This is a genomic window from Xanthomonas sp. LF07-6 (assembly GCF_034105445.1).
Taxonomy (GTDB): domain Bacteria; phylum Pseudomonadota; class Gammaproteobacteria; order Xanthomonadales; family Xanthomonadaceae; genus Xanthomonas_A; species Xanthomonas_A sontii.
In genome coordinates this window covers 118,507-139,381 of sequence record NZ_JAXGGI010000004.1, presented here as the reverse complement: position 1 = coordinate 139,381, position 20,875 = coordinate 118,507, and the positions used below count along the sequence as shown (strand labels likewise).

11 protein-coding genes and 1 pseudogene are annotated in these 20,875 nt (G+C 72.5%); all 12 read left to right on the top strand.

What is annotated here, in order from left to right; translation table 11 throughout:
• Positions 1-974 precede the first annotated feature (974 nt).
• The 12 genes and pseudogenes from SLW56_RS09550 to xpsN all read left to right on the top strand — a co-directional run bounded on the left by SLW56_RS09550 (position 975) and on the right by xpsN (position 20,864).
• Positions 975-9,197: an ESPR-type extended signal peptide-containing protein gene (locus tag SLW56_RS09550; RefSeq protein ID WP_320694759.1), complete on the top strand. Its 8,223-nt coding sequence runs from the start codon at positions 975-977 to the stop codon at positions 9,195-9,197.
• 156 nt (positions 9,198-9,353) lie between these two features.
• Positions 9,354-11,249, top strand: a complete 1,896-nt coding sequence (locus SLW56_RS09545) for a S8 family peptidase (RefSeq protein WP_320694758.1) — start codon at positions 9,354-9,356, stop codon at positions 11,247-11,249.
• A 280-nt stretch (positions 11,250-11,529) separates the two neighbouring features.
• Positions 11,530-13,260 (top strand): type II secretion system ATPase GspE, encoded by a 1,731-nt coding sequence (gene gspE, locus SLW56_RS09540; protein WP_017908692.1) that lies wholly within the window; start codon positions 11,530-11,532, stop codon positions 13,258-13,260.
• A 139-nt stretch (positions 13,261-13,399) separates the two neighbouring features.
• Positions 13,400-14,614 (top strand): type II secretion system F family protein, encoded by a 1,215-nt coding sequence (locus SLW56_RS09535; protein ID WP_152237093.1) that lies wholly within the window; start codon positions 13,400-13,402, stop codon positions 14,612-14,614.
• A gap of 675 nt (positions 14,615-15,289) precedes the next feature.
• Positions 15,290-15,727, top strand: a complete 438-nt coding sequence (gspG, locus tag SLW56_RS09530) for a type II secretion system major pseudopilin GspG (protein WP_026143220.1) — start codon at positions 15,290-15,292, stop codon at positions 15,725-15,727.
• A gap of 78 nt (positions 15,728-15,805) precedes the next feature.
• Positions 15,806-16,255, top strand: coding sequence for a GspH/FimT family pseudopilin (locus SLW56_RS09525; RefSeq protein WP_043082891.1), 450 nt, complete (start codon positions 15,806-15,808; stop codon positions 16,253-16,255).
• Positions 16,252-16,668: a prepilin-type N-terminal cleavage/methylation domain-containing protein gene (locus SLW56_RS09520; RefSeq protein WP_017908496.1), complete on the top strand. Its 417-nt coding sequence runs from the start codon at positions 16,252-16,254 to the stop codon at positions 16,666-16,668. Before SLW56_RS09525 ends, SLW56_RS09520 begins: the two co-directional genes overlap by 4 nt.
• Positions 16,665-17,318: a type II secretion system protein J gene (locus SLW56_RS09515; protein ID WP_017914611.1), complete on the top strand. Its 654-nt coding sequence runs from the start codon at positions 16,665-16,667 to the stop codon at positions 17,316-17,318. Before SLW56_RS09520 ends, SLW56_RS09515 begins: the two co-directional genes overlap by 4 nt.
• Entirely contained in the window at positions 17,315-18,172 is an 858-nt protein-coding gene (locus tag SLW56_RS09510; protein ID WP_017908494.1) for a type II secretion system protein GspK, read from the top strand. Before SLW56_RS09515 ends, SLW56_RS09510 begins: the two co-directional genes overlap by 4 nt.
• Positions 18,169-19,293, top strand: coding sequence for a PilN domain-containing protein (locus SLW56_RS09505; RefSeq protein ID WP_152237094.1), 1,125 nt, complete (start codon positions 18,169-18,171; stop codon positions 19,291-19,293). The genes SLW56_RS09510 and SLW56_RS09505 overlap by 4 nt, the downstream gene beginning before the upstream one ends.
• Positions 19,274-19,918 (top strand): annotated as a pseudogene (gene gspM, locus SLW56_RS09500) (type II secretion system protein GspM); the annotation flags it as partial. The gene SLW56_RS09505 and the pseudogene gspM, both read left to right, overlap by 20 nt.
• A 172-nt stretch (positions 19,919-20,090) precedes the next feature.
• Positions 20,091-20,864 carry a type II secretion system protein XpsN gene (gene xpsN, locus SLW56_RS09495; RefSeq protein WP_026143492.1) on the top strand — a complete coding sequence of 258 codons (774 nt, stop codon included), beginning with the start codon at positions 20,091-20,093 and terminating at the stop codon, positions 20,862-20,864.
• The last annotated feature ends 11 nt before the right edge of the window (positions 20,865-20,875 follow it).

Here is a 20,875-nt window from a genome sequence, read left to right as displayed (position 1 = left end):
CCTGCTGCCGCGATGTGCGGGCCGGCGCTGCCGGCTACGTTGCTCGGGTCTGTGCCGCGCTGCCATCGCTGTGGGATGCACAATGCACTGCCGTGATTGGTGGCGTGGCGCATGCGCCGAATCGCGGGTCGCAGTGTCCCATGTGGGAAGGACTGCAGTCCCGACGCAGGACCGCATCCAGGCCGGCCGAACTGGCGGTTTGACGGCCGATGCCGTCGATTTCCCGTGTGTCGAGTGGGTTTCCTCGGCGCATCCCGCCTGCGCATGAGCTGACCGTGCGCGGTCGCGGCTGAAGCCGTTCCTGCGGGATATCGCGGTGCGGTGCGCCTTGCGCGGTGCCGTCATCGCTGCAGCGTGCGTGTGCCTGCGCCATCCGCCACCGCTTGCAAGCGAATGGTGCGTCCTCCCGCGCGTGGTGCTCTTCGCCGTGTAGCGACGGCCCGGCAGCACCCGCCCGTCGTGCGGCACAAGGTCGCTCCGCCGCGCGACCGCTCGCCCCATTTCGCGCAGTCGGCGCCATGCGCAGCCGTCTGGAGCCGTCACTCGGCATGCCTGGGCGCGCTTTTGCGCTTCTACCACCCGGCCGCGTCAAGTCCTTGACAGGAAACGAAATCGCCCGAAGCGCGGTGTGTCAACGCTGGCAAGGTCCGTGCCGAAAAATTGGCGCGAGTTGGTTGTTTTCATTGATATTTATCGAAAATTTAACGAAATCAGGCTGAATTCGCGGTCTGTGTCACGGCGCGTGTCGCATTAAGTCAAAAACTTGACGTACTCGAGAGGCCGAGTTAACACTCGGGTCAGTTCCGCATTCCACCTCGGTTCATCTACAGCTCCGAGCAGCGACAGGCGTGAGCCTCTCGCGTCCCGGCAAGGGACGTGCGGCACCAAAAAACCGACAGGGGGTCGGCCGGCCGGAACGCCGGGCGAGGGTGGCTTTTTGACCAAAAACCAGCCGAATTGAGGAGCAGTCGTCGATGAATCGGATTTATCGCAAGGTCTGGAACAACGCGTTGGGGATGTGGGTGGTGGCGTCGGAACTGGCCAGCGGCGATGCCCGCGGTGCGGTCGTCCGCGATCGCCGTGCCGCACGCGCACACGGCCTGGCCCTGGCCGGCGCGATCGCCCTGGCGCTGGGCGCCGGCGCCCTTCCCGGCAGCGCCCAGGCGCAGGCCGTGCAGATCGGCGACAACGCCAGCGCCAGCGGCGACTACGCCACCGCGGTCGGTGCCGAGAGCAACGCCAGCGGCGCGCAGAGCACCGCGACCGGCGCGGCCAGCAACGCCAGCGGCGACGGCAGCGTGGCCAGCGGCACTCTCAGCGACGCCAGCGGCGTGGAAGCCAGCGCGCTCGGCTACTACAGCACCGCCAGCGGCGATGGCGCGACCGCGCTCGGCGCCGAGAGCATCGCCTCCGGCGCGGCCAGCGCCGCGGTCGGCGTGGCGGCCGACGCGACCGGCGAATACGCCACCGCGGTCGGCGGCTTCTCCAGCGCCAGCGGCTTCAACAGCACCGCGCTGGGCAACAGCGCGGTCGCGCAGGGCCGCAACAGCGTGGCGCTGGGCGCCGACGCGGTGGCCGACCGCGACGACAGCGTCTCGGTCGGCAAGGCCGGCGGCGAGCGCCAGATCACCCACGTGGCCGCCGGCACCGAGGCCACCGATGCGGTCAACGTGGCCCAGCTCGACGCGGTCAGGCAGACCGCCGACACCACCGCCAAGTATTTCCAGTCCAGCGGCAGCGACGCCAGCGATGCCGGCGCCTACGTCGAGGGCGCCAATGCGATCGCCGCCGGCGAAGGCGCCAACGCCATCGGCAACGGCGCCAGCGCACTGGGCAGCGGCGCCACCACGCTCGGCGGCAACGCCACTGCGGTCGGCAGCAACGCCACCGCCGTCGGCGCCTCGGCAACGGCAGTCGGCGGCGCGTTGTCGATCGTCGACGAGAACGGCGAGGTGCTGCTGGAAGGCACCACCACGGCGGCCGAGCAGGGCGCCAGCGCGTTCGGCGCCGGCGCGCAGGCCAATGGCGCGTTCTCCACCGCACTGGGCACGGCGGCACGCGCCGACGGCCTGCAGAGCACCGCCACCGGTTTCTCCGCTGCCGCCACAGGGCTGGCCGCGACCGCCAACGGCGGCTTCAGCCAGGCCGGCGGCGACTTCGCTTCCGCGGTCGGCTACGGCGCCAACGCCAGCGGCGGCAATGCTGTGGCGCTGGGTTATTCGAGCCTGGCCAGCGGGGCGTCCAGCACCGCGGTTGGCGGCAGCGTGCTCGGCCTGTTCACCACCGAGGCGCAGGGCGAGGGCGGCAGCGCATTCGGCGCCGGCGCCTGGGCCAACGGTGCGTTCTCCACCTCGGTCGGCTGGCTCAGTTCGGCCGATGGCGCGTCCAGCGCCGCGTTCGGCGCCGCGTCCTGGGCGCAGGCCGACGATTCCACCGCGCTGGGCTACGGCGCCAAGGCCGCGGCCAGCGGCAGCGTCGCGCTCGGCCAGGGATCGGTCGCCGATCGCGCCGACACCGTCTCGGTGGGCAGCGCCGGCAAGGAGCGGCAGATCGCCAACGTCGCCGCCGGCACCGAAGGCACCGATGCGGTGAACCTGGACCAGCTCGACGCGGTCAAGCAGGTGGCCGACGGCACCGCGCGGCTGTTCGCCGGCAGCGGCGACGGCACCGCGCTGGCGCAGGGCCAGCAGGCCACCGCCGCCGGCGCCGATGCGCTGGCCGATGGCGACTACACCACCGCCGTGGGGTCCACCAGCACCGCCGCCGGCCTCGGCGCCTCGGCGCTGGGCAGCGGCGCGGTCGCCAGCGGCGCCCACGCCAGTGCGGTCGGTACCGATGCCACGGCGGTCGGCACCTCGGCCACGGCCATCGGCAGCACCGCGACGGTGTACGAGTACGACGAGAACGGCTTCATCGTCGGCAGCCGCGAGCAGACCACCCAGGCCCTGGGCGTGGCCGCCACCGCGGTCGGCGGCGGCGCGCAGGCGCTGGATCCGCTGACCACCGCGGTCGGCACCGGCACCTCGGCCGGCGGTGTGCAGAGCACCGCGCTGGGCTATCACGCGCAGACCTTCAAGGATGGCGCCACCGCGGTCGGCGGCCTGTCCGAAGTGGCCGGCGACCTGGGCACGGCGGTGGGCTACAGCGCTCGCGCCGCAGGCGACTACGCCACCGCGATGGGCATCGGCGCGCGCGCCACCGCCACCAGTGCGGTGGCGATGGGCATGAACGCGCTGGCCAGCGGCACCGACAGCGTCGCCGTGGGCGGCGTCAGCACCGCCGCGGCCAGCGCCGGCAACAGCGTGGGCATCGCCGCCGCCACCGGCGTCGGCGGCATCGCCCTGGGCGCCGGCGCGCAGAGCCAGTCCGACTACGCGATCGCGCTGGGCTACAACGCCAACGTGTTCCCGAACCTGCCGGGCAACGTCGATTCGGTCGCCATCGGCCACAGCGCCGGTTCGTTCGCGCCGCGCACGGTGTCGTTGGGCAGCTATGCGCTGGCCGCCGGCGACAGCGGCATCGCGCTGGGCTACAAGGCCACCGCCTGGAACCCCGACAGCGTCGCGCTGGGCGCACGTGCGGTGACGTCGATCTACCACAGCAACGGCACCGCGCTCGGCACCGACAGCCAGGCCAACGGCAGCGATGCCACCGCGATCGGCTACGGCGCGCGGGTCAGCACCTGGCTGGACGATGCGCGCAACCAGGCGCCGACCAATGCGGTCGCGCTCGGTGCCCATTCCTATGCCGCGCGCGACAACAGCGTGTCGGTCGGCGATGTCGGCAACGGCCTGACCCGGCAGATCACCAGCGTCGCCGCCGGCACCGAAGCCACCGACGCGGTCAACGTGGCGCAGTTGCAGGAGGCCGGCAAGTACCTGCAGGCCAGCGCCGGCAACAGCGATGCCGGCGCCTACGTCGAAGGCGACGACGCGCTCGCCGCCGGCGAGGCCGCCAATGCCATCGGCAACGGCAGCACTGCGCTCGGCGCCGGCGCCGATGCGCTCAACAGCGGGGCGACCGCAGTCGGCAGCGGCGCGGTGGCCGCCGGGCAGAACAGCGCCGCCTTCGGCACCAACGCGCAGGCCACCGGGCCGGCGGCGGTGGCGGTCGGCGGGGTGGCGGTGGACGCCAACGGCGAGCCGCTGATCACCAAGAGCGGCGTGGCGGTGGATACCGGCGCCACCAGCGCCGGGGTCGGCGGTACCGCGCTGGGCGCCAGCGCCGATGCCAGCGGTTTCGCCGCCTCGGCGGTGGGCGTGGGCGCCTACGCCGGCGGTGCGCAGGCGTCGGCCTTCGGCGCGGTGGCCAACGCCACCGGCGACTACGCCACGGCGGTCGGCACGCAGAGCGTGGCCACCGGCACCAGCAGCGTCGCGGTCGGCGGTCCGGCCGACCTGATTCCGGGGCTGGGCCTGTTCGTACAGACCCAGGCCAGCGGCGCCAATGCCGCCGCGTTCGGCGCCGGCGCGATCGCCTCGGGCGACGAGTCCACCGCCAGCGGCAGCATGACCGAGGCCTCGGGCCTGCAGAGCACCGCGCTGGGCTACTTCGCCTATGCACCGGGCGACCATGCCAGCGCGCTGGGCGCGCAGTCCTGGGCCAGCGGCGCCAACAGCACCGCGCTCGGCTACTACAGCACCGCGTTTGCGGCCGACAGCGTGGCGCTGGGCGCCAACGCGGTGGCGCGCCGGGCCAACACGGTCTCGGTCGGCGATGCCGGCAGCGAGCGGCAGGTTGTCAACGTCGCCGCGGGCACGCAGTCCACCGATGCGGTCAACCTCGCGCAGCTGGATGCGGTGCGCGCCACCGCCGAAAGCACCTCCAAGTTCTTCGCCCACAGCGGCGGCGGCACGGTCGGCGCCTATGCCGACGGCGAGGGCGCGCTGGCCGCCGGCGATGCGGCCAATGCCTATGGCAGCGGTGCGGCGGCGTTCGGCAGCGGCGCAGCGGCGATGGGCGATGACGCGGTGGCGCTGGGCAACGGCAGCAGCGCCAGCGGCACCGGCGGCACCGCCATCGGCGGCCGCGGCCAGGCCTACGACCAGTACAACCAGCCGATCGTCGATGCCGACGGCAAGCCGGTGCTGGTCGGCGCCAATGCCGGCGAGAACGCCACCGCGCTCGGCGCGGGCGCGCAGGCCACCGGCAGCGTCGCCACCGCCACCGGCTATGGTGCGCAGGCCACCGGCGACCACAGCACCGCCGGCGGCTACAAGGCGCGTGCGACCGGCAACTACAGCCTGGCGCAGGGCGACAACGCCTGGGCCAGCGGCGAGGACGCCAGTGCGGTCGGCGCCTATGCCTGGGCGACGGCCGATGGCGCGTCGGCGTTCGGAACCTCGGCCTGGGCCACGGGCACCAATGCCTCGGCGTTCGGTACCGGGGCGTGGGCCAGCGGCAGCGGCGCCACTTCGATCGGCTTCAACAGCTGGGCGCCGGGGCTGAGCGCCACCGCGGTCGGTCGCGGCGCCTTCGGCTACGGCAACTACAGCGTGGCGATGGGCTTCCAGGCGCTGGGCAACCAGGTCAACACCATCGCCATCGGCACCAACACCGTGGCCGACGCGGAAAGCGCGATCAGCATCGGTGCCGGCAGCGAGGCCACCGCCGCCAATGCGGTGGCGCTGGGTGCCGGGGCGGTCGCCGACCGCGCCTACAGCGTGTCGGTGGGCAGCGCCGGGCAGGAGCGGCAGATCACCAACGTCGCTGCCGGCACCGAGGCCACCGATGCGGTCAATGTCGCGCAGCTGGATGCGGTGAAGCAGGCGGCGGCGGCCACCAGCAAGTATTTCCAGGCCAGCGGCAGTGCCGACAGCGATGCCGGCGCCCTGGTCGACGGCGACAATGCGCTGGCGGCCGGCGAGGCGGCCAACGCCACCGGCGACGGTGCCACCGCGCTCGGCGGCGGCGCCAATGCCGTGGCCGCCGGGGCGACCGCGATCGGCTTCAACGCCGTGTCCAGCGGGGTCGATGCGGTCGCGCTGGGCAACGCCAGCCAGGCGTCGGGCGAGAACAGCATCGCCATCGGCAGCAACGCCCAGGCCAGCGAGATCGGCGCCACCGCCAGCGGTGCCGGCGCGCAGGCCAGCGGCACCTATGCCACCGCCACCGGCAACGAAGCGGTGGCCTCGGACAACCAGGCCACGGCCACCGGCTTCCGCAGCGCTGCCTCGGGCATCGGCGCCACCGCACTGGGCGGCTACAGCGAGGCCACCGGCTACCTGTCCTCGGCACTGGGCTATGGCGCGCTGGCCTCCGGCAGCTACGGCACCGCGGTCGGCGTCTCCTCCACCGCGTCCGGCAGCGGCAGCGTGGCGGTGGGCGAGTACAGCGTGGCCTCCGGCGAGGAGAGCGTGGCGGTCGGCGGCACCTCGTTCTTCGGCCTGATCCCGGCCGAGGCCTCGGGCGCCAACAGCGCGGCGTTCGGTGCCGGTGCCGGCGCCACCGCCGACTTCAGCAGCGCGCTCGGCAGCCTCAGCTACGCCAGCGCCGACAGTGCCAGCGCGTTCGGCTACGGCGCCTATGCGTCCGGCGTCAACAGCGTGGCCCTGGGCGCGAACTCCGAAGCGTCGCGCGACAACACCGTCTCGGTGGGCAGCGCCGGCAAGGAGCGGCAGATCACCAGCGTCGCCGCCGGTACCGAGGCCACCGATGCGGTCAACGTCGCGCAACTGAACGAGGTGAAGCAGTCCGCCGACGCCACCGGCAAGCAGTTCAAGGCCAGCGGCGGCAGCGACCCGGCCGACGATGTCGGCAGCTACGTGGAGGGCAATTACGCCACCGCCGCCGGCGAAGCCAGCAACGCCTACGGCACCGGCGCCTCGGCCTTCGGCAGCGGCGCGCTCGCGGGTGCCCGCTACGCCACCGCGTCCGGCTACAACGCCACCGCCACCGGCGAATCCAGCACCGCGATCGGCGGCTCGCTGTACTACACCGACGCGTCCGGCAACGTGCTGCTCGACGGCACCACCACCGCCAGCGCCGCCGGCGCCACCGCGCTGGGCGCGGGTGCGCAGGCCAGCGGCACGTTCAGCAGCGCCAGTGGCGCCGGTGCCATCGCCAGCGGCCTGCAGGCCACGGCCGACGGCTACAAGGCCAACGCCGGCAGCGACTACAGCACCGCGGTCGGTGCCTTCAGCGCCGCCAGTGGCACTCGCACCAGCGCGTTCGGTTACGGCGCGGCGGCGGCGGGCAACTACGCCTCGGCGCTGGGCTGGGGCAGCACCGCCTCCGGCGCCTATGCCGCGGCGCTGGGCTACAGCGCCCGCGCCACCGGCGAGGATGCGACCGCGCTCGGCGCCTCGGCCTGGGCCACGGCGGCGCAGACCACCTCGGTCGGCCAGTTCGCCTGGGCTACGGCGCAAGGCGGCACCGCGATCGGCCAGAACGCCTTCGCCTACGGCGGCACCAACGCCACCGCGCTGGGCATCAACGCCTCGGCCAGCGGCGCCGGCAGCGTCGCCCTGGGCTCGGGCGCGCGCACCAGCGAAGCCAACGTGGTGTCGGTGGGCGGCGGCAACGGCGTCACCGCGCCGGCCACGCGCCGCATCACCAACGTCGGCGCGGCGGTCAACGCCACCGATGCGGTGAACAAGGCGCAGCTGGACGCGGTGGCCACCGCGGCCGGCGACACCAGCGCGCGCTTCCAGAGCTCCGGTACCGCGGTGGCCAGCGCCAGCGGCGTGGACAGCACCGCGGCCGGTGCCGGCGCCACCGCCAGCGGCCTGCGCAGTTCCGCGCTGGGCGTGGGCAGCGTCGCGGCCGGCGCCGGTGCCACCGCCACCGGTGCCGGCAGCTCGGCGACCGGTGCGCGCAGCACCGCGATCGGCCTGCAGACCAACGCGATCGGCGAGAACGGCGTGGCGATGGGCTACAACAGCTTCGTCCGCAACAGCGGCAGCAACGGCGTCGCGCTCGGCGCCAATGCCGGCGTCTCGGCGGACAACGCGGTCGCGCTCGGTGCCGGTTCGCGGGTGTACGAGGCCGACACCGTGTCGCTGGGCAGCGGCAACGGCCGTGGCGGCCCGGCGACCCGGCGCATCGTCAACCTGACCGCCGGCAGCGTCGCCGCCGGCAGCACCGACGCGATCAACGGCGGCCAGCTGTACCAGTCGCTGAGCAATATGGCCACGTTCCTGGGCGGCGGCGCCGGACTCGGCGCGCAGGGCCTGTTCGTGGCGCCCACGTACGTGATCCAGGGCGCCAGCTACAACAACGTCGGTGCGGCGCTGGCGGCGCTGGACGGCAAGGTCAGCGAACTGGATGCGCGCACCGGCGGCAGCGGCACTGCGGCACGCAGCGCGCGTATGGTCGGCACCAGTGCGGTGGCCGCGCAGGCCACCGAAGCGGCGCCGGCGGCGTCGGCCGCGACCGCTGCAACCGCGGCGGCGGCGACGCCGGTGTCCGGCAGCATCGGCACCGCGCAGGTCGGCGAAAGCACGGCGGTCGCCTCCAGCGCCACGGCGGTGGGGACCGCCGCGCGCGCCAACGACGTCACCGGCACCGCCATCGGTGGCAGCGCCTACGCGCACGGCCCCAACGACACCGCCATCGGCAGCAACGCCAAGGTCAATGCCGACGGTAGCACCGCGGTGGGCGCCAACAGCCACATCGCGGCGGTGGCGACCAACGCGGTGGCGATGGGCGAGGGCGCCAGCGTCAGTGCGGCCTCGGGCACCGCCCTCGGCCAGGGCGCCAGCGCCACCGCGCAGGGGGCGGTCGCCCTGGGGCAGGGGTCGGTGGCCGATCGCGCGCAGACGGTCTCCATCGGCAGCGCCGGCAACGAGCGTCAGCTCGCCAACGTCGCCGCCGGCACCCAGGCCACCGATGCGGTCAACAAGAGCCAGCTCGACAACGGCGTGGCTACGGCCAAGTCGTACACCGATGCGCGCTTCGGCACCATGGCCGACAGCTTCGAGGTGCTGCGCGGCGACGTCGATGCGCGGTTGCGCGACCAGGACCGCCGCATCGACCGCCAGGGCGCGATGAGCGCGGCCATGCTCAACATGGCCACCAGCGCCGCCGGCATCCGCACCCAGAACCGGGTCGGTGCCGGCATCGGCTTCCAGAACGGCGAGTCGGCGCTGTCGGTGGGCTACCAGCGCGCCTTCAGCGACCGCGCCACGGTGACCATCGGCGGTGCCTTCAGCAGCGACGACAGCTCCATCGGCATCGGTGCCGGTTTCGGCTGGTGATCCATCGCGGACGGCGGCGCGTGCCGCCGTCCGCCACGCAATGGCCTGAGGGGGCAGACCACAGGACCTTGGCTGGGCCGGCCAACGGATTCGGAAAAGGGAGTTTTACGGCCGCAACTGTCGCCTGATCCACGAAACTTTGAAGAGGACGTCAACGTGATCGACAAGCAAAACCTTCGTATCAATGCCATCGCCGCCGCCATGCTGGCGATGTCGCTGGGAGCCTCGAGCGCGATCGCGGCCAGCGCCTCGGCGCCGCTGCCGGTCAAGGAACCGGGCAGGTCCGCGCCGGCCGATGCGGTGACCTCCAACCGCATCCTGGTGCGCTACAACGCCGGCACCGCCGCGGCCAGCGACCGCAGCGCCAAGCTGTCGACGGTGCAGTCGGCGGTGGGCCGTGCCAGCCTCGGCGGCAGCAACGGCATTTCGCGCGCGGCGGCGGCCAGCGTGCGCGCCGAGTATGTGCGGACCCTGGGCATCGGCGCGGATCTGATCCGCTTGACCGGCAAGCTGAGCAAGGCCGACCTGGACAAGGTGGTGGCGGAGATCGCCGCCGACCCGACGGTGAAGTACGCGCAGGTCGACGCCAAGCTGCGGCCGGTCGACGTGCTGCGGGCCAAGACGCAGGTGCAGCCGCAGTTGGTGCCCAACGATCCGCTGTACGCGCAGTATCAGTGGCACTACAGCAACGCCACCGGCGGCATCAACCTGCCGGCCGCGTGGGACGTGTCCAAGGGCGACGGTGTCGTCGTCGCGGTGCTCGATACCGGCATCCTGCCGAATCACCCGGACGTGGCGGTGAACCTGCTGCAGGGCTACGACTTCATCTCCGACAAGGAGGTCTCGCGGCGTCCGACCGACGCCCGCGTGCCGGGCGCGCTGGACTACGGCGACTGGGTCGAGAACGACAACGAGTGCTACGCCGGCTCGGTGGCCGAGGACAGCTCCTGGCACGGCAGCCATGTCGCCGGCACCGTCGCCGAAGCGACCAACAACGGCATCGGCATGGCCGGCGTGGCGCCCAACGCCACCGTGCTGCCGGTGCGCGTGCTCGGCAAGTGCGGCGGCTACACCTCCGACATCGCCGACGCCATCGTCTGGGCCTCGGGCGGCACCGTGTCCGGCGTGCCGGCCAACCAGAACCCGGCCGAGGTCATCAACATGAGCCTGGGCGGCGGCGGCGCCTGCGACAGCGCCACCCAGGACGCGATCAACGGCGCGGTGTCGCGCGGCACCACGGTGGTGGTGGCCGCCGGCAACAACACCGCCAATGCCGCCAACTTCAGCCCGGCCAGCTGCGACAACGTGATCGCGGTCGGCGCCACCCGCATCACCGGCGGCATCACCTACTACTCCAACTTCGGCGCCAAGGTGGACCTGTCCGGTCCGGGCGGCGGCGGCAGCGTCGACGGCAACCCGGGCGGCTACATCTGGCAGAACGGCTACAGCGGCGCGACCACGCCGACCTCCGGTAGCTACACCTACATGGGCCTGGGCGGCACCTCGATGGCCTCGCCGCACGTGGCCGCGGTGGCCGCGCTGGTGCAGAGCGCGCTGATCGCCGCGGGCAAAGCGCCGCTGACCCCGGCCGCGCTGGAAACCCTGCTCAAGCAGACCGCGCGTCCGTTCCCGGTGTCGATCCCGTCCAGCACCCCGATCGGCACCGGCATCGTCGACGCCAAGGCCGCCCTGGCCAAGGCGCTGGAAGAGCCGTGCGATCCGGCCACCGAGCAATGCGCGCCGCCGGCGACCGCGCTGACCAACAAGGTGGCGGTGGCGGGCCTGGCCGGTGCCGCGGGCAACGAGGCGCTGTACAGCTTCGAGGCCAAGGCCGGTGCGGTGCTGAGCTTCCTCACCTACGGCGGCAGCGGCAATGTGTCGCTGTATGTGAGCTTCGGCAAGGAGCCGGGCACCGGCAACGCCGACGCCAAGTCGACCCGTCCGGGCAACAACGAGACGGTGCGCTTCACCGCGCCGCAGGCCGGCACCTACTACATCAAGCTGGTCGGCGAGAGCACCTACAACGGCGTCAGCCTGGTCGCGCGCCAGTAAGCGTACGCGGCGCAGGGAAGCGCCATGCGGTTCCAGGAAACCCGGCTCCGGCCGGGTTTCCTGCATCTGGGGCAGCGCCGTGTCGGCCCACTCCGCGACCGCTGCAGCGCGCAACGCAACTTCCCAGCATGTCCTGCCAGGATGTCAGGCCGATGACCTTGGCGGGCCTGCCGGTGCCGGTCCGCTGGCCGCCCGGTAGACAGCGGCGGGGGAGTGCGCCGGATTCGGCGTCGGGTCATGCCGAACTGCTAAAGTCGCACGGTCATCTGGGAGGGATCGCGTGAATGCGCTCGTGAAGGACACTGCCGTCGCCGTGGAGACGCCCGAAACCCGCATCATCGCGGCGTTGCTGGCCAAGGGCCGGCTCAAGGACGGCGACCTGGCGCGCGCGCGGCAATTGCAGCGCGAGTCCGGCGGCAGCCTGCTGGCGCTGCTGGCGCGCCTGGGCCTGGTCTCCGAGCGCGACCATGCCGAGCTCAGCGCCGAAGTCCTGGGCCTGCCCCTGCTCGACGCCAAGCAGCTGCCGGCCACCGCGCCGGAGAGCCTGCCCGAGGCGCAGCCGCTGTCGCTGCGCTTCCTCAAGCAGTTCCATGTGTGTCCGCTCGGCGAGCGCGACGGCGTGCTGGAACTGTGGATGGCCGATCCGCACGACGCGTACGCCGCCGACGCGGTGCGCCTGGCCACCGGCCTGCAGGTGCTGCCGCGGGTCGGCCTGCGCTCGGAGATCGACGACCTGATCGAGCGCTGGTTCGGCCAGGGCCGCAGCGCGATGGGCGCGATCGTGGAAACTGCCGACGGCGACAGCGTCGCCGCCGACGACATCGAGCACCTGCGCGACCTGGCCTCCGAGGCGCCGGTGATCCGCCTGGTCAACCTGGTGATCCAGCGCGCGGTGGAACTGCGCGCCTCGGACATCCACATCGAACCGTTCGAGAGCCGGCTGAAGGTGCGCTACCGCGTCGACGGCGTGCTGATCGATGGCGAGAGCCCCCCGGCCAACCTGACCGCGGCAGTGATCAGCCGCGTCAAGATCATGGCCAAGCTCAACATCGCCGAGCGCCGTCTGCCGCAGGACGGCCGCATCATGCTGCGGGTGCAGGGCAAAGAACTGGACCTGCGCGTGAGCACCGTGCCCACCGCGCACGGCGAGAGCGTGGTGATGCGCCTGCTCGACCGCGAGACCGTGGTGTTCGACTTCCACCGGCTCGGCTTCACCGACGCGTTCCTGCCGCAGTTCCGCAAGGTGCTGGAGCAGCCGCACGGCATCCTGCTGGTCACCGGCCCTACCGGCTCGGGCAAGACCACCACGCTGTACACCGCGCTGAGCCAGCTCAACACCGCCGACGTCAAGATCATTACCGTCGAGGATCCGGTCGAGTACCAGATCGAGGGCATCAACCAGATCCAGGCCAAGCCGCAGATCGGCCTGGATTTCTCGCATGCGCTGCGCAGCATCGTGCGCCAGGACCCGGACATCATCATGATCGGCGAAATGCGCGACCTGGAGACGGCGCGCATCGCCATCCAGTCCGCGCTGACCGGCCATCTGGTGCTGTCGACCCTGCACACCAACAACGCCGCCGGCGGCATCACCCGCCTGCTCGACATGGGTGTGGAGGACTACCTGCTGACCTCCACCATCAACGGCATCCTCGCCCAGCGCCTGGTGCGGCGGCTGGAGCCGACCCATGCCGAGCGCTATGCGGCCTCGCCGGAGGAGATCGAGAAGTTCGAACTGCGCCGGCTGCAGCCGGAAGGCGAGATCTTCCTGTACCGCCCGCGGCCCTCGGCGATCGCGCCGACCGGCTATGTCGGTCGTACCACCATCATGGAATTCCTGGTGATGAACGACGTGCTGCGCCGTGCGGTGATGCGCCACGCCGGCATGGGCGAGATCGAGCAACTGGCGCGCGAGGCCGGCATGCGCACCATGTACGAGGACGGCCTGGCCAAGGCGCTCAGCGGCCAGACCACGATCGAGGAAGTGCTGCGCGTGACGGAGGAAACCTGATGCGCGCGGCGTGCGCTCCGGTGGTGACGACGTGTCGCCGCGCCATGCGCCGGCGGTCCGCGCTCGGGAACGCATGGACCGCGCACGACGCGCGTTCCCATTCCCGATTCCCCATTCTCCAGTCCCAGCTTCAGTCCTGATGCCGCTCTATCGCTACAAGGCCCTGGACTCGCATGGCGAGGTCCTGGAAGGGCAGATGGAAGCCGCCAGCGAGGCGGAGGTGGCGCTGCGCCTGCAGGAGCAGGGGCATATGCCGATGCAGGCCCGGCTCGCCGCCGAAGGCGGCGGCACCTCGCTGCGCGGGTTGTTCCGGCCCAAGCCGTTCGACGGCGCGGCGCTGGTGCAGTTCACCCAGCAGCTGGCGACCCTGCTCGGCGCCGGCCAGCCGCTGGATCGCGCGCTGTCGATCCTGCTCGAGCTGCCCGAGGACGAACGTTCCAAGCGCACCGTCGGCGACATCCGCGACGCGGTGCGCGGCGGTGCGCCGCTGTCCACCGCGCTGGAGCGCCAGCACGGGCTGTTCTCGCGCCTGTACATCAACATGGTGCGCGCCGGCGAGGCCGGCGGCAGCCTGCACGACACCCTGCAGCGCCTGGCCGAGTACCTGGAGCGCAGCCGCGAACTGCGCGGGCGGGTGATCAACGCGCTGATCTATCCGGCGATCCTGGTCAGCGTGGTCGGCTGCGCGCTGCTGTTCCTGCTCGGCTACGTGGTGCCGCAGTTCGCACAGATGTACGAGAGCCTGGACGTGGCCCTGCCGTGGTTCACCCAGGCGGTGCTGAGCGTGGGCCTGTTCGTGCGCGACTGGTGGATCGTGCTGCTGGTGGTGCCCGGGGTAACCGTGCTGGCGGTGGATCGCAAGCGCCGCGACCCCGCGTTCCGTGCCAGCTTCGACGCCTGGCTGCTGCGCCAGCGTTTCGTCGGCGTGCTGATTTCGCGGCTGGAGACCGCGCGCCTGACCCGTACCCTCGGCACCCTGCTGCGCAACGGCGTGCCGCTGCTGGCGGCGCTGGGCATCTCCCGCAACGTGCTGTCGAACCTGGCGCTGACCGCCGACGTCGGCGCCGCCGCCGACGACGTCAAGAACGGCCATGGGCTGTCGGCGTCGCTGTCCAAGGGCAAGCGTTTCCCGCGCCTGGCGCTGCAGATGATCCAGGTCGGCGAGGAATCGGGCGCGCTCGACATCATGCTGCTGAAGACCGCCGACACCTTCGAGCAGGAGACCGCGCAGGCCATCGACCGCCTGCTGGCGGCGATGGTGCCGGCGATCACCCTGGTCCTGGCCTCGGTGGTCGGCCTGGTGATCATTTCCGTCCTCGTCCCCCTCTACGACCTCACCAATGCGATTGGGTGAGGCCATGCGCTTGCGAACCGCAGGTTCGCGCATGGCCGAACGCCCGGCCATGGATGGCCGGGCCGGTCTCTCCGGAGCCGGCAATGCGACGCCATGGACGGCAGCGGCCTTGCCTGGCGTGTCCGCGCGGTGCGCCATGGCGCATGTGGTGCCGAACGCCCGGCCAGGGATGGTCGGGCCGGTGGTTCCGGCGCTCGTAGTGCTGCGCCACGGATGGCAGCGCGTGCGTCTGGCGCAGCGGATCAATGAATCGAAGGAGGCCATGCGCTTGCGAACCACCGGTTCGCGCATGGCCGAACGCCCGGCCATGGATGGCCGGGCCGGTCTCTCCGGAGCCGGTAATGCGACGCCATGGACGGCAGCGGCCTTGCCTGCTGCGTCCGCGCGGGGCGCCATGGCGCATGTGGCGCCGAACGCCCGGCCCCGTCCGGGCCTCGGGCGACTGCCGCGGAATGTGACGCCGCGCGGTCCCGGCCGGGAACCTTCCGCCGCCGCCCCTGTCCCATTGCCAGCGGCGCCGCGCGCGCCGGCCGCGGCCGTGCGTGCGCGCGGCGCGGATCCTCCACCGCCCGGCGTGACGGCGTGCGTGACGCGCCGCTGTACCGCCGGCCGCCGCCGGCTGCCATCGTCACTGTGTTCGGCTACATAGGTCTTCCACCGCAAGGATCTGATGCAATGCGCACTCTTCGCCGCTCCCTGACCCGTTCCCCGTCCGCCGCACGCCAGGCGGGCATGAGCCTGCTGGAAATCATCATCGTCATCGTGCTGATCGGCGCGGTGCTGACCCTGGTCGGCAGCCGCGTGCTCGGCGGCGCTGACCGCGGCAAGGCCAACCTGGCCAAGTCGCAGATCCAGACCCTGGCCGGCAAGGTCGACAACTACCAGCTCGACACCGGCAAGCTGCCGTCCAAGCTCGACGACCTGGTCACCGCGCCGGGCGGCGTCAGCGGCTGGCTCGGTCCGTACGCCAAGCCGGCCGAACTGAACGACCCCTGGGGCCACCCGATCGAATACAAGGTGCCCGGCGAAGGCCGGCCGTTCGATCTGATCAGCCTGGGCAAGGACGGCCAGCCCGGCGGCAGCAGTTACGACGCCGACATCAAGTACGAGTGATCCGGCGCCGTGATACGGGCCCCTGCCGGCGCGCTGCGCTTCGGCGTGCCGGCGTGCGCGCCGGCTGCGCGTGCGCGCATGCGCGGCGTGTCGCTGCTGGAGATGCTGCTGGTGGTGGGCCTGATCGCGATCGCCGCGCTGCTGGCGGCCTCGGTGCTGACCGGCGGCATCGACGGCATGCGCCTGCGCTCGGCGGCCAAGGAGATCGCCTCGCAGCTGCGCTACACCCGCGCCCAGGCGATCGCCAGCGGCCAGCCGCAGCGGTTCCTGATCGATCCGCAGGCGCATCGCTGGCAGGCGCCCAACGGCCGCCACGGCGAGATCCCGCCGTCGCTGACGATCCGCTTCACTGGTGCGCGTCAGGCGCAGCGCCGCGACGGCGAGGGCGCGATCCAGTTCTTCGAGGACGGCGCCTCCACCGGCGGGCGCATCGACCTGCAGGCGCGCCAGGCGCGCTGGCGCGTCGACGTGACCTGGCTGACCGGCGAAGTCACGGTCGGGCGCGCACCGGACCAGGCGGGCCCATGAACCGCCAGCGCGGCTACACCCTGATCGAGGTGATCGTGGCGTTCGCGCTGCTGGCGCTGGCGCTGACCCTGCTGCTGGGCTCGCTGTCCGGCGCCGCACGCCAGGTGCAGCGTGCCGACCAGTTGAGCCGCGCCACCCTGTACGCGCAGTCGCTGCTGGCGGCGCAGGGCGTGGAGCAGCCGCTGCAGCCGGGGCGCAGCCAGGGCACGCTGGATCAGGGTCGCTACCGCTGGACCCTGGACGTGGCGCCCTACGCCGACCCGCGGCGGCCGCCCGATGCCGCGGTGACGCCCGGCGCGCCGACCTTGCTGCAATTGACCCTGCAAGTGCGCTGGGGCGATGCGCCGGCGCAGGCGCTGCAGTGGAAGACCCTGCGCCTGGTCGCCCCGCAAGGCAACGGGGTGCCGCAATGACCACGCGCGCGCCGCCGCGCGCCGCCGCGCGCGGCTTCACCCTGATCGAAGTGCTGCTAGCCACGGTGCTGCTGGTCGGCGGCCTGACCCTGGCCTTCGCCACGCTGCGCTCGGCGATGGCGATCAGCGGCCGCGGCGAGGCGATCGCCGGACGCAGCGAACGCATGCGCGCGGTCGAGGGCTTCCTGCGCAGGCGCCTGAGCGGCGCGCAATCGCTGCCGCTGGATATCGACACACACACCCTGCAGCCGGTGCGTTTTGTCGGCGAACCGCAGCGCATGCAGTTCGTGGCCGATCTGCCCGAGTACCTCGGCCGCGGCGGCCCCTACCTGCACGACCTGCGCGTCAGCGGCGAGGGCGACCACCGGCAACTGGCGATCGCGCTGGTGCAGGTGCAGGCCGGCAAGCAACTCGCCGAGACCCCGCCGCGCCCGCCCGAGCCGCTGGCGCGCGACCTGCGCGAGGTGCGCTTCCGCTACCGCGGCCTGGACCCGGAGCGCGGCACCATCGGCCCCTGGCAGGAGCGCTGGGAGCGCACCGACACGCTGCCGCTGCTGGTCTCGATCGAGTTGCGCAGCGGCGACGGCACGGCGTGGCCGCCGCTGGTGGTGGCGCTGCGCCAGGCTGGTGGCGCGGAGATGCGGCAATGAGCGCGACGCATCGCCACCGCGGCGCGGCGCTGGTGCTGGTGCTGTGGCTGATCGCGCTGCTGACCGCGCTGATCGGCGCCTTCGCGCTGACCGCGCGCACCGAGAACCTGCAGGGCAAGGTGCTCGGCGACGGCGCCGAGGCGCAGGAACGCGCCCGCGCCGGCCTGGAATACGCGCTGACCCGTCTCGCCGGCACCCCCACGCAGCCGGGCTGGCGTGCCGACGGCCGGCGCTACCGCTGGCAGTACGAGGGCGCCACGGTCGACCTGCGGGTCACCGATGAAAGCGGCAAGGTCGATCTGAACATGGCCGATGCGCAACTGCTGGCGGCGCTGGTGCGCGCGGTCGGCGAAGATCCGCAGCGCGCCGAGCGCATCGCCGCGGCGATCGTGGACTGGCGCGATCCCGACAACCTGACCCAGCCCAATGGCGCCGAGGATCCGGACTATGCCGCCGCCGGTTTGCCCTACGGCGCCAAGGATGCGCCGTTCGAAAGCCTGGCCGAGCTGCAGCTGGTGCTGGGCATGGACCCGGAGCTGTACGCCAAGCTGCTGCCCAACCTGACCCTGTATGGCGGGGTGTCGCGGCCGACGCCGGACTTCGCGCCGGGACCGGTGCTGACCGCGCTCGGCCTGGACGCGCAGCAGGTGCTGGCGCAGCGCGAACGCACCGACCAGACCCAGCTCGGCATGGTCGGCATGGGCGGTGGCGGCACCTACAGCATCGAAAGCCGGGCGCGGCTGGGCAATGGCCGCGAGGGCGTGTTGCGCGCGGTGGTGCGCCCAGGCTCGTCGGCGCTGCCGGGCTCCGCCTACACTGTGTTGCGTTGGGAAGAAGGAACGACGGTGCGATGACGGCGTGGCGCGACACGATGGACAAACTTGGCGTACGCATCGCCCCCGGTGCGGGCGGGCTGCTGGCCTGGTGGCAGCGCTCGCTGATGGCGTGGCTGCCGCCGCGCTGGCAACTGCAGCTGGGCTGGTCGCAGGCGCGGCTGCTGCTGTGGCGCGAGGGCGAGCAGCTGATGCTGGCGCGGCAGGTCGAGTCCGAACTGGGCGCGCCGCTGGCGCTGCCGTGGCCGCTGCTGCCCGACGAACTGGAGGCGCTGCTGGGGCCGCGCCTGGCGGCGCTGCCGCGGGTGTGGCTGTTGCCGGCCGAGGCGGCGTTGCAACGCCATCTGCGCCTGCCGGCGGCGGCCGCCGAGCACCTGCGCGAGGTGGTGAAGTTCGAGATCGACCGGCAGACCCCGTTCCAGGCCGACCAGGTGATCTACGACGTGCGCGCCGACGGTCGCCGCGACGACGCCCAGCTCGACGCCGAACTGGTGGTGGCCCCGCGCCGCGTGTTGGACGACCTGCAGGCCAGCGCCGGCGCGCTGCGCCCGACCCTGGCCGGCATCGACGTCGCCGGCAGCGATGGTGCGCCGCTGGGAGTGAATCTGCTGCCGCAGGAACAGCGCCACCGTCGCGCCGACCCGATGCGGCGCTGGAACGCGATCCTTGCCGCCACCGCGCTGCTGGCGCTGTGCGCGGCCGGCTGGCAACTGTTGGACAACCGCCGCGATGCGCTGGAGCACCTGCGCACCCAGGTGGACAGCGGTGCGCAGCGCGCGCGCGCAGTCGCCGCGCAGCGCCAGCAGCTGGTCGATCTGGTCGAAGGCGCCGCGTTCTTCGACCAGTTGCGTGCCGAGCGCCCGGCCTCGGTGGAGGTCTGGAACGAATTGAGCAAGCGCCTGCCGGAGGGCACCTATCTGGAGAAGTTCTCGATCGAGGGCAACCAGTTGCAGTTGATCGGCCTCAGCAGCGAAGCCTCGTCGCTGGTCGGGCGGCTGGAAGGTTCGCCGCTGTGGCGCACGCCCTCGCTGACCGGCGTGTTGCAGGCCGACCCGGGCAGCCACCGCGACCGCTTCACCCTCACCGCCGAGCTGGCCGGGACCAAGCGCAAGGAGGCCGCCGATGCCGGTGCAGGTCGATAAGCGCGACCGCTGGCTGGCGCTGGGCCTGCTGCTGGCGGCGCTGGCGCTGGGCTACCTGGTGCTGGTGCATCCGTGGTGGACCGTGCCGATGCGCGAGGTCGATGCGCAGATCCAGGAACTGCAGCAGCGCGAACTGCGCGTGCGCATGCAGTTGCAGCAGGCGCCGCAGGTGGCGCAACGGCTGCAGCAGGCGCAGCGCGAACTGACCACGCGCCCGGGCTTCCTGCGCGAGACGTCGGCCGAACTGGCCTCGGCCGGCCTGGTGCAGCGCCTGGAAAGCGCGGTGGCCACGGCCAGTCCCGGCAACCGCAGTTGCGCGATCAGCAACCGCTCGCCGCTGGCCGCCGACAACCGCAGCGATCGCTTCACCCGCGTTGCGGTGCAGGTGCGTCTGCGCTGCGGCACGCCGGAGCTGGCGGCGGTACTGCATGCGCTGGAAAGCGGCACGCCGGCGTTGTTCATCGACAACCTCAACGTGATGGCGCAGCGCTACCAGCTCTCGCCCGGCGAGAGCGGCAACGGCCTGGACGTGGCCTTCGAACTGGCCGGCTACCTGCGCCCGAACGCGATGCCGGCGCTGCCGGCGGCGTCCGCCACACCGGACCCGTCGGCAGCAGCGGCCCCCGCCGCGGCCACGCCGGTGATGAACGCCGGCGGTTCCGCCGGCGCTGGCCCGACCGAGCCGGCCGCCGTGCCGTCGCCGCCGCCGGCCACGCCCAGCGCGACCAACCCGCCAGGTGCGCCCGGCGCCGCGAATGCCGCGCCGGCGGACCTGCCGCAACAGGTGGAGGGCCGCCATGCGAATTGAAGCGATGGGCCTGCGTACCGTGTGGCTGGGTACGCTGGCGCTGTGGGGGCTGCTGATCTGGGCGTTGGGCCTGGGCGGGCTCGGCGAACGCGTGGCGCCGCTGCCCGACGATCCGTCGATGCTGCAGCGGCTGCCAGGCTTGCCCGCGGCCACCACACAGCGCCTGGGCGATTTCTCGCAGTACGGCGAGATCGCCGCACGCCCGGTGTTCGCCGAGGATCGCCGTCCGCATCCGTTCTTCCTCAGCGCCGACAACGGCCAGGCCGCCGCGCCCAACGTGCGCCTGACCGGCGTGCTGCTCACCGACCGCTTCAAGATGGCGACGCTGACCACCGAGCAGGGCGAATCGCTGCGCCTCAAGGAAGGCGGCGACGCCGTGCAGGGCTGGCGGCTGCTGTCGCTGGCGCCGCGCCAGGCCACGGTCAGCGGCAGCGGCGGCACCCAGACCCTGGAATTGAAGGTGTTCGACGGCAAGGGCGGGCAGCCGCCGACCGTGCTCGGCCAGGCCGGGCGTGCCGCGCAGGGGCAGATGCCGCCGCCGGCGTCCGCGCCCAATGGCCAGTCCAACGCCAACGCGCCGCGCCCGCCGAACCAGTCCACCCCCAACCCGGTGCCGAACCAGGCACCGACCCCGAGCGCCCCTCAGCCGTCGTCGCCGGCTCCGTCGTCGGAGCAGTTGCAGGCCATCCGCGAGCGGATCGAAGCGCGCCGTCGGCAATTGCAGCAACAGCGCCAGAACAACCCCTCAGGTCAGAACCCTTGAAGAGTGATCGC